Raw genomic sequence first — 12,403 nt, 5'->3', positions numbered from 1 at the left:
GCCCCGGATGAAAGCAGTTAACATGGGAGCACCATGTTCTCTCGCTGCCTAGTTGATGGGCGGGCGGCATCTTCCAACAACTTTAGGGCGAGCTTTCACCCTTATTTTTATTTCCCACCTAGCGAAACTTAATTTCATTAAGTGGAGACTTTCATAAAAAAGGAGGTGGCCTGATGCTCATCTTGCCCGTCGATGATCAGTTACGTCTAATACAATGGATACCGGAACATGCTGCCCCGCTTTATAAACTCATTCATAAAAATCGATCGCATCTTTCCCCTTGGTTACCTTGGGTAGAGAAAACGCAGTCCATACAAGATACCCTCTCCTATATCCAAAAATCCCTCTTGGCGACTAGTAACCAAGAACTCCATTTCGGTATCTGGCGCGAAAGCACACTGGTCGGCTCTATTACAGTTGAACGTGTAGAACCTCTTTACCGTGTGGCTGAAATCGGCTATTGGCTTGGGTATTCCTTTGCGGGCAAGGGGTATATGGAGTCCGCAACGCGAAGACTCGTTCACTATCTTATACATGATGCCCAGATGAACCGTCTCGAAATTCGCTGTACCTCCTCTAATAAACGCAGCCAACGCATTCCTTCTAAGTTGGGGTTTCAGTATGAAGGCACACTCAGAGAAGCCGCTTATATGAACGGCCACTTCCATGATGTACTTATCTTTGCCTTACTCGCCTCCGAGTGGCAAGAACCACATTTATCCACCTTCCGTTCTTCTCTCACGTCTTCTTCCTAAGTAGGAATTCCGTCCGCTAAGTGATACAATAGGAGAAAAAAAGAGGAACCTTATGCGTTTAAGAAGAAATCCAAAAGCGAAAGAATTACTAACCCAACATCCACTCCTGATTAATGAACCAACCTCCTATCGCGGGCGCTGGTCATCTTCCCTATTTCATCAAAAAAGACCACTGCACATAGAGCTAGGAACAGGGAAAGGTCAATTTCTCTCCCTGGCAAGTCAAGCCAAGCCACATATCCATTGGCTTGGTGTGGAACGAATTGAAGAGCCCTTACTGCAAGCGGTACAAAAAGCGGAGACGCGTGAAGAAGAAGTGGACAACCTCTACTTTCTCTGGATGGATATTCAGCAGTTGCAGGAAGTGTTTGCTGAAAATGAAGTGGACCGATTCTATCTTCACTTCAGTGACCCCTGGCCAAAAACACGTCATGCAAAAAGACGCCTCTCTCATCGGAATTTCCTACGCGTCTATGCCCAGCTGCTTCATCCTAGCGGTCATCTCTCCATGAAGACCGATAACCAAGAGTTATTCCAATTTACGCTGGAGGAACTGTCTCTATGCGGCTTTCAGATAGAAGAAAAAAGCGAAGACCTTCACCACAGCCCCTTTGCTGAGTCCAACTTTCCAACAGAGTACGAGCGAAAGTTCGCTTCTCAGGGGCATCCGATTTATTATGTACTTGCCACTCCTCCCCCAGCCTGCGCGCTTCCAAGTTCCTCTTCTTGACATTCGCTTTCATATGCGACATAATGATTGCTTGTAGGCTCAACAAATTTGAGGATAGCAACAAACGATAGGTGATGGAATCACCCTCACTAACTCGCCCTCGTCCAAGTGACAGGTACAATGCATTTCGCCGCTATCCGGAGTGCACCTTGTAATTTCGCGGGTTAGGAATATGACCGGATCCTGTCATTTGTGCACATTGCAAATGATGAGAGGAGAAATTAATTATGGCACGTTACACCGGACCTCGCTGGAAACTAAGCCGGCGTGTAGGAATTTCCCTATCGGGAACAGGAAAAGAAATGAAGCGCCCGTATGCACCAGGGCAACATGGCCCCAATCAACGCCGCAAGTTGAGTGAATATGGGCTTCAATTGCAAGAAAAACAAAAACTACGCTTTATGTACGGCTTGAACGAGAAGCAATTCCGTAAAGTATTTGACCGTGCAGGCAAAATGAAAGGGGTACACGGCGAGAACTTCATGATCCTTTTGGAATCTCGTCTTGATAACTTGGTCTACCGTTTAGGCCTTGCTCGTACCCGTTCACAAGCACGTCAGATCGTGGTTCATGGTCACATTACCGTTAATGGTAAAAAAGTAGACCGTCCCTCTTTCCAAGTGAAAACAGGGGATATCATCGGTCTGCGTGAAAAGAGCCGCAATCTGCAAATCATCAAAGAAGCAGTTGAAGAGCGCTCCTTCCTACCCGAGTATCTCCAATTTGATAACAACAAATTGGAAGGTACCTTCAGCCGTCTGCCGGAACGTTCCGAGCTACCAGCTGAAATTAATGAGCGTATGATCGTTGAGTACTACTCACGTTAAGAGCACGCTCTAAAAAAACCATCCTTTTCGGGATGGTTTTTTTCTTACATCTCTTCAATCGATCTTACCTGTGGTACAATATAGAAAAAGTTTTGGTAGAGGAGGATTCGGATGCATATGGGGACCATACAAATGAGTAATCCAGCAACAGGAGAAGTGATTGGACAGCTACATGAGAAGACAGATGTGGAAGTACATGAAGCCATGCGTCAGGCGCGTAACGCCTTCCCCGCTTGGCGAGAAACCTCACTCAAACAACGGCTCGAATATATAAAACAGTTGCGTTACTACCTCGTACAGCATGCGGAGGAAATTGCCGATAAGATTGTCGCTGACACCGGAAAAACCAGAAGCGAGGCACTCATGACAGAAGTGTTTGCCACGGTCGATTTTCTCAAATATTACGAGAAAAAGGCGCACTCCATATTAGAAACGAGAAAAAAACCGACCCCTTTCTCCCTCTTTGGACGCCGCTCTGAAGTCCAATACCGCCCGATGGGGACGGTCGCTGTCATCTCGCCCTGGAATTATCCTTTGCAATTGTCCCTCATCCCTGTTGTCTCCGCTCTGATCGCAGGCAACACGGTATTACTGAAACCATCTGAAGTGACTCCTTTAACCGGCATCCTTATGGAGGAAGCACTGATGGCCAGTGGTTTCCCCAAGCATGTCGTCCAAGTCATTCATGGTGGTAAAACCGTCGGACAAACGTTAGTGGAATCCATTCCAGATAAGATTTTCTTTACCGGAAGTGTGGCTACCGGCAAGAAAATCTTGTCGTTCGCCGCCGAACACCTTATCCCGGTGTCCTTAGAATTGGGAGGAAAAGATCCCATGGTGGTCTTCGCCGATGCCGATCTCGATCGGGCAATCAACGGCGCTCTCTGGGGTGGCTTTACCAATGCCGGTCAAACGTGCATAAGTGTCGAGCGTCTCTATATTCAATTCGAAGTTTATGGCGCCTTTCTCACTCGCTTGCGTGAAAGAGCAGAAGAACTCTCCTTTTACAATGGTCACGAAGGGGACATCGGAGCCATGACAGATCCCCGCCAAGTAGAAATTGTAGAAGAGCAGATTCGCGACGCAGTAGCAAAAGGAGCCACTGTCCTCTGCGGTGGGAAAAGAACCGAAGCCGGTTCACTCTATTTTGAGCCAACCATTATTGTAGATGTGAACGAATCCATGAAAATCGCTACGGAAGAAACATTTGGACCGGTACTGGTGGCGATGCCCTTTCATTCTGAGGAAGAAGCCATCCAACTGGCCAATCGCTCCATCTACGGACTAAATGCTAGCGTATGGTCCAAAGATTTAACCAAAGCGCGTCGCGTGTCCGATCACATCGAAAGCGGGAGTGTTTGCATTAACGATGTAATCATTTCTTTCGCCAATCCCCATCTCCCTTTTGGTGGCGTAAAACAGAGTGGGCTGGGACGTTATCATGCCGAAGAAGGATTACATGCCTTTACTCATACCGTATCGGTAGTAGAAAGCAAAGGGACGAAGAAACGGGAAGTGAATTGGTACCCCTATACCAAAGAAGGAGAAAACGCCATTCGTACGCTAATCCGCTCCTTCTATGGCGACCGTTTTCATATCACCAAAGAAGAAGTGAAAAATCTAGTGAAGCAGTTACGACGGTAAAAGACCTGATTTGCCACGCCTAAATGATACACCGGAAAAGTACCTACACACATCATCATAGGGAGCATTGTCTCGAAAAAGAATATTTTTTATGCAAGACGTAAAAAACCGACTTCTTCTCTACACGAAGAAGTCGGTTTTTATGGTCGTGGATATCCACGGTGTACTAATTTTCATTATCCAGTAACAGGCAATAGTCCCTTGTATGCAAAATAACTATTGGAAACTACTGCAACGTTACACGAGCAAATTTCCGTTTTCCTACTTGTACCACCATCTGATCCACTACTTCAACCTGAGCATTGCCATCTGTCAGCTTCTCGCCTGCGATCTTGACGGCTCCTTGCTTCACCATGCGGCGTGCATCCCCGTTGGAAGCGACTAATCCTAAGTGGGATAATAGATGGACAATCCATATCTTCCCGTCTTCTAGTGATGCTGCCTCCACAGTCACCTCATCCATATCCTCTGGCAAGGCCCCTTTTTGGAAGATGGTCTGAAAGCGCTTCTCCGCTTCTATGGCTGCTGCTTCACCGTGATACATCCGTACCAATGTTTGCGCCAGGTTCATTTTGGCGTCACGCGGGTGAATCGATCCATCTTGGAGTCCTGCACGCAGTTGATCCATCTCTTCTAAAGAGCGGTCCGTCGTCAACTCGTAGTATTTCACCATCAGTTCATCTGGAATCGACATCGACTTCCCATAAATTTCATGTGGCGCTTCGTCAATACCAATATAATTCCCCAAGCTCTTACCCATTTTCTTCTCGCCATCCAACCCTTCTAGCAAAGGCATCGTCAAAATCACTTGTTGCGCTTGCCCATACTCACGTTGCAATTGACGGCCCATCAAGAGGTTAAAGGTTTGATCCGTTCCACCCAACTCCACATCACTTTCCAATGCCACTGAATCATAGCCTTGCATCAAAGGATAGAAAAATTCATGGATACTAATCGCTTGCCCCGATTTATATCGTTTAGAGAAATCATCCCGCTCCAGCATGCGTGCTACCGTTGTCGTAGCGGACAACTTGACGACATCACTAAAAGAGAGCGGAGATAACCACGTGCTATTAAAATGAATCTCCGTCTTTTCTTGATCCAAGATTTTGTAAAGCTGACGCGTATACGTTTCTGCGTTCTCTTTTACTTCGTCTTCCGTCAATTGCTTTCGCGTCTCCGATTTGCCCGTGGGATCGCCCACTCGTCCTGTAAAATCACCTATCACCAATTGTACGACATGCCCCAATTCTTGAAACTGGCGTAGTTTATTTAAAACAACCGTATGGCCAATATGCAGATCAGGCGCCGTTGGATCCAGTCCCAGCTTTGCTTTCAAAGGTTTTCCCGTCTTTAGTGATTGGCGTATCTTCGTCGCTAGCTCTTCTTCCGGAATGATCTCTGCCACCCCCCGACGGAGGATTTCCAGTTGCCGCTTTACTTCTTCCTCTCGTAAAACCTCTTGTTGCTTCTCTTCACTCATCCTCTATCACCTCATGATCAGCAGTATAAACTAAAAAATAGCCTCTTCCTTAAAGGACGAGACTACCCGCGATACCACCTTTATTAAAAGCAGACACTGCTGCCTTTCTCTTCATTCAATAACGGAACTTTTTCTTCCGTCCACAAAACCGTACACCGCACTGCTTGTGGAACGCTCCGAGGTGTAATTCAACAGACACGGTCTACTGGCTTGCACCTCCCGCCAGCTCTCTGAACAGAACCCTAGTGCCTATCTACTTCTCCTCTTCCTCACGCTTAAAATGTTTACTTTTTTGTGCAGAAAGTAAAGCCAATGCTTCCTAAGCTATGATATAATATTACATCAGATAGCCTTTACAGATCAAGCTTAGTCGGTGTCCTTGTTGCTGTTTTCACAAAATAAATGTGAGCGACTTGCCAATCCATAAATGGAGACATCCATAGCAATTTAGTTGGAGGTCTTAACCTTGTATTATTTCACTTTGAAAGAATAAACTTTATCCAACAGATGAATTCCAATAAGTATCCTTTATTTACAATGTTCTAATAAGCAGAAGACCCATCAGAATACAAAGAAGACATATACTTAAGAAAAAGAACTCCCACGTCAAGTCACTACTTAGATAATGGCTTTTTAGGAGGTTTACCATAGTGAAGAAAGAAACAGAAGCAAGTACACCCAACCCTACAAAGAAGAAGGGTGCACGTGCTCTCAAAATTTTACGTCGTACACTTTTTTCCCTTTTTATTTTCGTTGTGGTGATTGCCACCATTACACTTGGTGCCATTGGTACCGGTGTGGGTTATGTGGCAGCGCTTGTGAAAGATGAGCCCGTGCGGGACAAAGCTCAGATAGAGCGGAAGCTAGGAGAAATGAGTCAAACCAGTTACGCTTATTTCCATGACGGTTCACTCATTGGCACAAGTGGGAAGTTGCATTCGAATACCAGTCGCACCTTGGTTGAATGGGATGAAGTAAGTGAGTACATCATTGACGCTCTTGTCGCAACAGAGGATCGCCTCTTTTGGGAACATGAGGGTATCAATCCACAATCATTAGCCCGCGCTACCTATCAAGATGTTACGAATAATCCGCAAGGTACAGGAGGCAGTACCATCACCCAACAGCTTGTCAAAAGACAAGTGTTGCAAGAAACGGATAAGACGAAAGAGCGTAAGGCGAAAGAGATTTTCCTATCTTTGCGAGTGGAGCGTATGTTTTCCAAGGAAGAAATCCTTACTGCTTACCTCAATAGCCTCTTCTTTGGCCCAGGTGCAGATGGACGAAACTTGGAGGGGGTATATGCTGCTGCCGAAGGATTGTTTGACGTCAAGATGAAGGATCTCAATATTGCACAGGCGGCTTATATCGCAGGCATGATTCAAAGCCCCAATAATTATAATCCCTTCTATGGTGAAGAAGAATTTAATGAGAAGAACTTCAAAATTGGTCACAACCGAATGCTAGAAGTTCTTGATAATATGTACCATGAAACAGGCAAAATCTCTAAGAAAGAGTATGAAGAAGCCAAAGCCTTTGACATTAAAGGTTCCTTCGCGGAACCAAAACCCGTCTCGATCCGCGTAGACTATCCCTACCTCAATGACGCGATCAATGCCGAAGCAACACAAATATTATTCGATAACATGATCGAAAAAGAAGGAATCAATAAAGAGAAATTGAGCGCAGAAAAGCGGGATGAGTTGGAGGGAGATGCAGCAGAGAAGCTGGTCACAGGAGGTTATCACGTCCACACCACTATTGATCAGCCCTTGTATGATGCACTCAACAAAGCAGCCGAAGAGTATGATGGGTATGGAAATGATGATCTTCAAGTGGGCTCTGTACTCATGGAGAATAAAACCGGTGCTCTGCTGGCTTTTGTAGGCGGACGCGATTACGAGAAAAGTAACTGGAACTTTGCTCTTGACTATCCTAACCAACCTGGCTCTACCATCAAGCCGATCCTAGATTATGGACCAGCGATGCAAGAAGGGATTATCAGTCCTACATCGTACATTAATGACGAGCGTAGCGTATGGGGACCAGCAGCTGATCCTTATACACCTAATAATTATGACAATGAATTCAGAGGATACAAAGACGTTCGCTTTCATTTGAAATATTCTCGAAATATCCCTGCTATCAAAATGCTAGACGCTATCGGAGTAAAAAAAGGCCACGAATACCTAGAGAATATGAACTTCCCGATGGAAAACGACACTTCATACTTAGCATCTGCCATCGGTGGATTTACTGAAGGCTTCACGGTAGAACGTATGACAGCTGGCTATGCTACTCTAGGAAATAAAGGGATGTTTAACGAGCCGTATCTGATCTCCAGAATTGAAGACAGTGAGGGCAATATTGTCTACAGTCACGATTCATCTGCAGAAGACCCCAAGGCAGTTTTCTCTTCGCAAGTTGCCTACTGGACAACGGATATGTTACGTGATGTAATCAACTCTGGTACGGCGACAACGATAAATAAGAGAGGGTACGATGTAGCCGGAAAAACAGGAACAACCAATGATTATACTGATCTCTGGTTTATCGGGTATAGCCCAGATGTCTCCCTCGGTGTATGGAACGGCTATGATGACCAATTCAAAAAACTATATGGCAATAAAAATATCGCCAAGAATGTTTGGAACGAATTATGGAAAGCAGCGACAGAAACCAACTCCGAAATCATAACCAAATCGAGATTTGATGCCGAATCTCCGCTTCCTCATCGTACCTTTGAAGCTAAGCCAAAGCCTAAGCCCGAAGAGGACGATGGTGATAACGATGGTGGTAACGACGATGGCGGCGATATCACCATCCCTCGACCTCCTAGTGGTGGTGGAGGCGGTAACGGCGGTGGCGGGGATGACGGTGGTAACCCTGGTGATGGCGGTGGTGGGGATGACGGCGGTAACCCCGGTGATGGCGGTGGTGGGGATGACGGTGGTAACCCCGGTGATGGGGGCGGTGGAGATGACGGCGGTGGCCCTGGTGATGGGGGCGACAACCCCGGTGGCGGGGATGGCGCATCTACCGGAAACACCACTCCAACAGCGGAGAACTCGGACACGACAGAAACCGAAAATGCCACAGAAGACCCATCCAGCCAACCGGAACCAACCTGATCCTCGTATATAAATAGAATGATCCTTTAACTAGAGGAAAAAGCCCTTGGCCGTAGCCAAGGGCTTTTTTTATGAAGTCTCTACTTGGTGAAACAGCGTGCTAGATGAATCCAGAACCCTTCTGATGGAGGAACCTACATCAATCCTCCATTGTAGATAAATCTCCCGTCGGCAAATCCAACTCCCATGCCTTCAACACGCGCCGCATAATTTTCCCGCTCCTCGTCTTGGGTAGCTTCTCAATTACTTCGATTTCCCGTGGAGCTGCATGCGCAGACAATCCTTCCTTCACAAACAAGCGGATCTCTTCCTTCAAATCCGTGGTTTCCTCTACGCCGTCCTTAAGTGAAATAAACGCTTTAATGATTTCTCCACGGAGTGGATCGGGCTTCCCAATCACACCCGCTTCCGTTACGGCCGGATGCTCTACCAATTTGCTCTCTACCTCAAATGGACCGACGCGCTCACCCGAAGTGTTAATCACATCATCCAAGCGCCCCTGGAACCAGAAGTACCCTTCTTCATCGCAATAAGCAGAGTCACCAGAGACGTACCAACCAGGAATGCGAAAATACTCCTCATACTTCGTCTCATTCCCCCAGATCGCGCGCATCATCGAGGGCCACGGAGTGCGAATGGCAAGGTTACCCATTTCATATGGAGGTAACTCCCGTCCCTCATCATCAATAATCGCCGCTTCAATCCCTGGGAAAGGTTTTCCCATAGAACCGGGTCGAATTTTCATCTGTGCATAGTTGGAGATGAGGATCCCCCCTGTCTCGGTCATCCACCAGCTATCATGAATCCGACGGCCATACGCCCTTAATGCCCAGCGAATCACTTCTGGATTAAGTGGCTCTCCCACGCTCAATACATGACGGAGAGAAGAGATATTGTATTGATCGACAACCTCTTTTCCTGCTCCCATCAACATTCGGAAAGCAGTCGGTGCACTATACCATACTTTAACGTTGTATTTTTCGATGGTTCCGTACCAATCGTCGGGGCTAAATCTTCCTCCACGGATCACGTTCGTCACACCATTTAACCACGGAGCAAAAATCCCATACGAAGTTCCCGTTACCCAACCTGGATCGGCTGTACACCAATACACATCTTGTGGCTTTAGATCAAGGACCCACTTGCCTGTCTGATAATGTTGGATCATCGCATTGTGTACATGGTAAACACCCTTTGGCTTTCCTGTAGAACCCGAAGTATAGTGGAGCAACATCCCATCTTCACGATCTACCCATTCAATCTGAAGCTCAGGAGACGCACTTTTCATTTCCCGCAAAAAATCGATATGCTCGGATGATACTCCTTCTCCCGTTTCATCCACAACGAAAACGTGCTTTAAAGCAGGTAACTCGGCTAATGGGACCCGCGATAACAGAGTGGGCGTAGTCACCAAAGCAATCGCCTCACTATCTTGTAACCGGTCCCGAACCGCTTCTTCCATAAATGCTTCAAAGAGGGGACCTACAATGGCACCGATTTTTATTGCTCCTAGAAAACTAAAATAGAGCTCTGGTGAGCGAGGCATATAGATAAAAAGACGGTCACCCTTCTTTATTCCATGTTCACGAAAAATGCTCCCCGCTCGGTTGGAGCTTTCTTTCATTCGAGCGAAAGTATAGGATTCCTCACGTTCTGCATCACTATAGAAGAGCGCAACTCGCTCTCCATCTCCCTCGTCTACATGGCGATCAATGGCTTCATATGCCGCATTCACGTTCCCTGTCTTAGACCAGCTGAAAAACTCTTCCGATTCACGCCAATCAAAAGAGGTATATGTTTTTTCATAATCTGATAATTGATTGCCTTCCGTCACGATCTCAATCTGTTCGTTCGTCTGCATTACATCCTCTCCTTCTCTTCAGGTACAGATTTAGCTTCATTATAGCATAGGTTCCGACAAACAAAATTATTCAGTCTAATGAAGTTGCAACAAGAAACAGGAGGGAGGAGATTAGTCAACGATCATTCCCTCCCCCTTCATCTCGCCAATCATGCGCTTAAAGATGAAGTTATACGACAAGCATCCCTGATAAAATTCTCTCTAACGATGTTGTTGTCTACTTCCCCACTTTTCTAACATACCGTTCACAATCATACACGAGCGATCTGCAGCTAGCCTAACAAATTCCTCAAAATTAACATTGGCCGAATGGTCAGCTTTGTCTGATATTGAGCGAATAACGACAAATGGAACATTATTGGCGTGACAAACATGCGCCACCGCCGCGCCTTCCATCTCAACACAACTTCCCTTTAATTGACTCCATAATTGTAAGACAGTCTTCGTACTAGAAATAAATTGATCACCTGATAAGACCTTACCCTCCACCACTTTTCCATCCACAATCGCTTTTCCAGCCAACCGAGCACACTCCAGTAAGAAGGGATCTGCTTTAAAAACGGATACCTCCTGAAAAGGAATCTGTCCTCGCTCGAGTCCCAAGGCGGATGCATCAATATCATGGTATTGGCAATGTGTCGAGATCACACAGTCTCCAATTTCTAGGTTGGGATCCAGAGCCCCGGCCACTCCAGTAAAGATGATGGACTCCACAGCAAAATGATTAATCAAAAGCTGTGTGCAGATCGCTGCATTTACTTTCCCCACACCGCTTTTGCAGAGGACAACAGAGTGGTCAGCGAACATCCCTTGATAAAAACAGATTCCGGCAATCTCGATCTGGTTTTCTGTCTTCATATCTGCTAAAAAACGAGCAATTTCTTCGTCCATAGCTCCAATGATCCCAATCATGTTTAGCAGTTAGCCCCTTTCGTTCAATGGTTTGCGTGTCGATTCCCGTAGTTCCAGCCGGTGTGGCAAAATCACCTGGCTCTCTTCTACTTGTTCATCATTCATGTACTTCGTCAACAGCCGCATCGCTACCGCCCCAATATCATACATCGGAACCGCCACTGTGCTCAGTTGTGGACGTACTTGTTCCGCTAACGGCGTGTTATTAAATCCAATAATCGAAACATCGTCAGGCACTTTCCCTCCACGATCTTGAACCGCATGAATGGCGCCGACGGCCATTTCATCATTCGCAACAAATACAGCGGATAAATCCTCATGGGTATCTAACAAGTGATGCATCGCTTCCAAGCCCGAAGGATAATGATATTGTCCGATACGGACCAAGGACTCAGAGAAAGAGCGACCACTCTGCTCAAGTGCTTCGCGATAACCAAGGTAACGTTGCATTCCACTGGTCGATTCCGTTAATGGGCCTCCGATGATACCCACCTGTTCATGCCCTTCATCTAGCAACCATTGCGTCGCCTCTTTGGCTGCTTCTAAATGATCCATATTAACCGATGGCCAACCCTTTTTCTCATCCTGTGTAGCGGCCAGCACAATCGGTACCTGCGAACCAGAGAAAATCGTGCGATGTTCATCTGTGACTTCGCTACCCATAAATAATAAGCCATCTACCTGCTTCTCCAGTAAGGCTTCAATTAACTGCAATTCCTTCTCTTTTTTTAAATCGGAATTACATAAGATAATATTGTAGTGATACATGGTAGCAATGTCTTCTATTCCTCGTGTGATCTCAGAGAAAAAAGAGCGAGAAATATCTGGGATAACCACTCCCACCGTGGTGGTACGCTTGCTTGCTAGTCCACGTGCCACTGCATTGGGCCGGTAACCCAATACACGAATCGTCTCCAGTACTTTCTTACGTGTCGTCGGCTTCACATTGGGATTTCCGTTTACCACCCGTGAAACCGTTGCCATCGATACATTGGCTTCACGAGCAACGTCATAGATGGTGATCGTTTCTTTTTTCTTTCCTGTCATGATCCATACACCT

Annotated in this window: 9 protein-coding genes and 1 other annotated feature; of the genes, 5 read left to right on the top strand and 4 right to left on the bottom strand. The window is 46.3% G+C overall.

The genetic code is table 11. From position 1 onward, the window contains the following. The first annotated feature begins 173 nt into the window (after window positions 1-173). The 4 genes from AC6RGY_RS00685 (at window position 174) to AC6RGY_RS00670 (ending at window position 3,956) form a co-directional block, all read left to right on the top strand. Window positions 174-755 carry a GNAT family N-acetyltransferase gene (locus tag AC6RGY_RS00685; protein ID WP_499858879.1) on the top strand — a complete coding sequence of 194 codons (582 nt, stop codon included), beginning with the start codon at window positions 174-176 and terminating at the stop codon, window positions 753-755. Window positions 756-807: 52 nt separating this feature from the next. Beyond that, window positions 808-1,485 (top strand): tRNA (guanosine(46)-N7)-methyltransferase TrmB, encoded by a 678-nt coding sequence (trmB, locus tag AC6RGY_RS00680; RefSeq protein WP_499858877.1) that lies wholly within the window; start codon window positions 808-810, stop codon window positions 1,483-1,485. Between the two features lie 227 nt (window positions 1,486-1,712). Further along, complete coding sequence (rpsD, locus tag AC6RGY_RS00675; protein ID WP_499858875.1) at window positions 1,713-2,312, top strand: 30S ribosomal protein S4; 600 nt, start codon at window positions 1,713-1,715, stop codon at window positions 2,310-2,312. 117 nt (window positions 2,313-2,429) lie between these two features. Further along, window positions 2,430-3,956 (top strand): aldehyde dehydrogenase family protein, encoded by a 1,527-nt coding sequence (locus tag AC6RGY_RS00670; protein WP_499858872.1) that lies wholly within the window; start codon window positions 2,430-2,432, stop codon window positions 3,954-3,956. Between the two features lie 226 nt (window positions 3,957-4,182). Here AC6RGY_RS00670 and tyrS read toward each other — a convergent pair whose 3' ends face one another. Next, window positions 4,183-5,439, bottom strand: coding sequence for a tyrosine--tRNA ligase (gene tyrS / locus AC6RGY_RS00665; RefSeq protein WP_499858870.1), 1,257 nt, complete (start codon window positions 5,437-5,439; stop codon window positions 4,183-4,185). Window positions 5,440-5,488: 49 nt separating this feature from the next. Further along, window positions 5,489-5,718, bottom strand: a binding site (T-box leader). Between the two features lie 371 nt (window positions 5,719-6,089). Here tyrS and AC6RGY_RS00660 point away from each other — a divergent pair. After that, window positions 6,090-8,570 (top strand): transglycosylase domain-containing protein, encoded by a 2,481-nt coding sequence (locus tag AC6RGY_RS00660; protein WP_499858868.1) that lies wholly within the window; start codon window positions 6,090-6,092, stop codon window positions 8,568-8,570. Window positions 8,571-8,709: 139 nt separating this feature from the next. On the opposite strand, the gene acsA is transcribed toward AC6RGY_RS00660, so the two are convergent. The 3 genes from acsA to ccpA all read right to left on the bottom strand — a co-directional run bounded on the left by acsA (window position 8,710) and on the right by ccpA (window position 12,390). Then, on the bottom strand, window positions 8,710-10,431 hold the full coding sequence (gene acsA / locus AC6RGY_RS00655) for an acetate--CoA ligase (protein WP_499858867.1): 1,722 nt from the start codon (window positions 10,429-10,431) through the stop codon (window positions 8,710-8,712). Between the two features lie 201 nt (window positions 10,432-10,632). Beyond that, entirely contained in the window at window positions 10,633-11,343 is a 711-nt protein-coding gene (locus AC6RGY_RS00650; protein WP_499858864.1) for a 5'-methylthioadenosine/adenosylhomocysteine nucleosidase, read from the bottom strand. 9 nt (window positions 11,344-11,352) lie between these two features. Next, window positions 11,353-12,390, bottom strand: coding sequence for a catabolite control protein A (ccpA, locus tag AC6RGY_RS00645; RefSeq protein ID WP_499858862.1), 1,038 nt, complete (start codon window positions 12,388-12,390; stop codon window positions 11,353-11,355). Between the last annotated feature and the right edge of the window lie 13 nt (window positions 12,391-12,403).

Source organism: Mechercharimyces mesophilus, assembly GCF_059818345.1.
Note: the sequence above shows the minus strand (reverse complement) of the source record. Positions and strands in the feature narration are given on the sequence as shown.

Coding starts and splice junctions, on each gene's coding strand:
- AC6RGY_RS00685 (WP_499858879.1), top strand. CDS start 174: ATGCTCATCTTGCCCGTCGATGATCAGTTACGTCTAATACAATGGATA.
- trmB (WP_499858877.1), top strand. CDS start 808: ATGCGTTTAAGAAGAAATCCAAAAGCGAAAGAATTACTAACCCAACAT.
- rpsD (WP_499858875.1), top strand. CDS start 1,713: ATGGCACGTTACACCGGACCTCGCTGGAAACTAAGCCGGCGTGTAGGA.
- AC6RGY_RS00670 (WP_499858872.1), top strand. CDS start 2,430: ATGGGGACCATACAAATGAGTAATCCAGCAACAGGAGAAGTGATTGGA.
- tyrS (WP_499858870.1), bottom strand. CDS start 5,439: ATGAGTGAAGAGAAGCAACAAGAGGTTTTACGAGAGGAAGAAGTAAAG.
- acsA (WP_499858867.1), bottom strand. CDS start 10,431: ATGCAGACGAACGAACAGATTGAGATCGTGACGGAAGGCAATCAATTA.
- AC6RGY_RS00650 (WP_499858864.1), bottom strand. CDS start 11,343: ATGATTGGGATCATTGGAGCTATGGACGAAGAAATTGCTCGTTTTTTA.
- ccpA (WP_499858862.1), bottom strand. CDS start 12,390: ATGACAGGAAAGAAAAAAGAAACGATCACCATCTATGACGTTGCTCGT.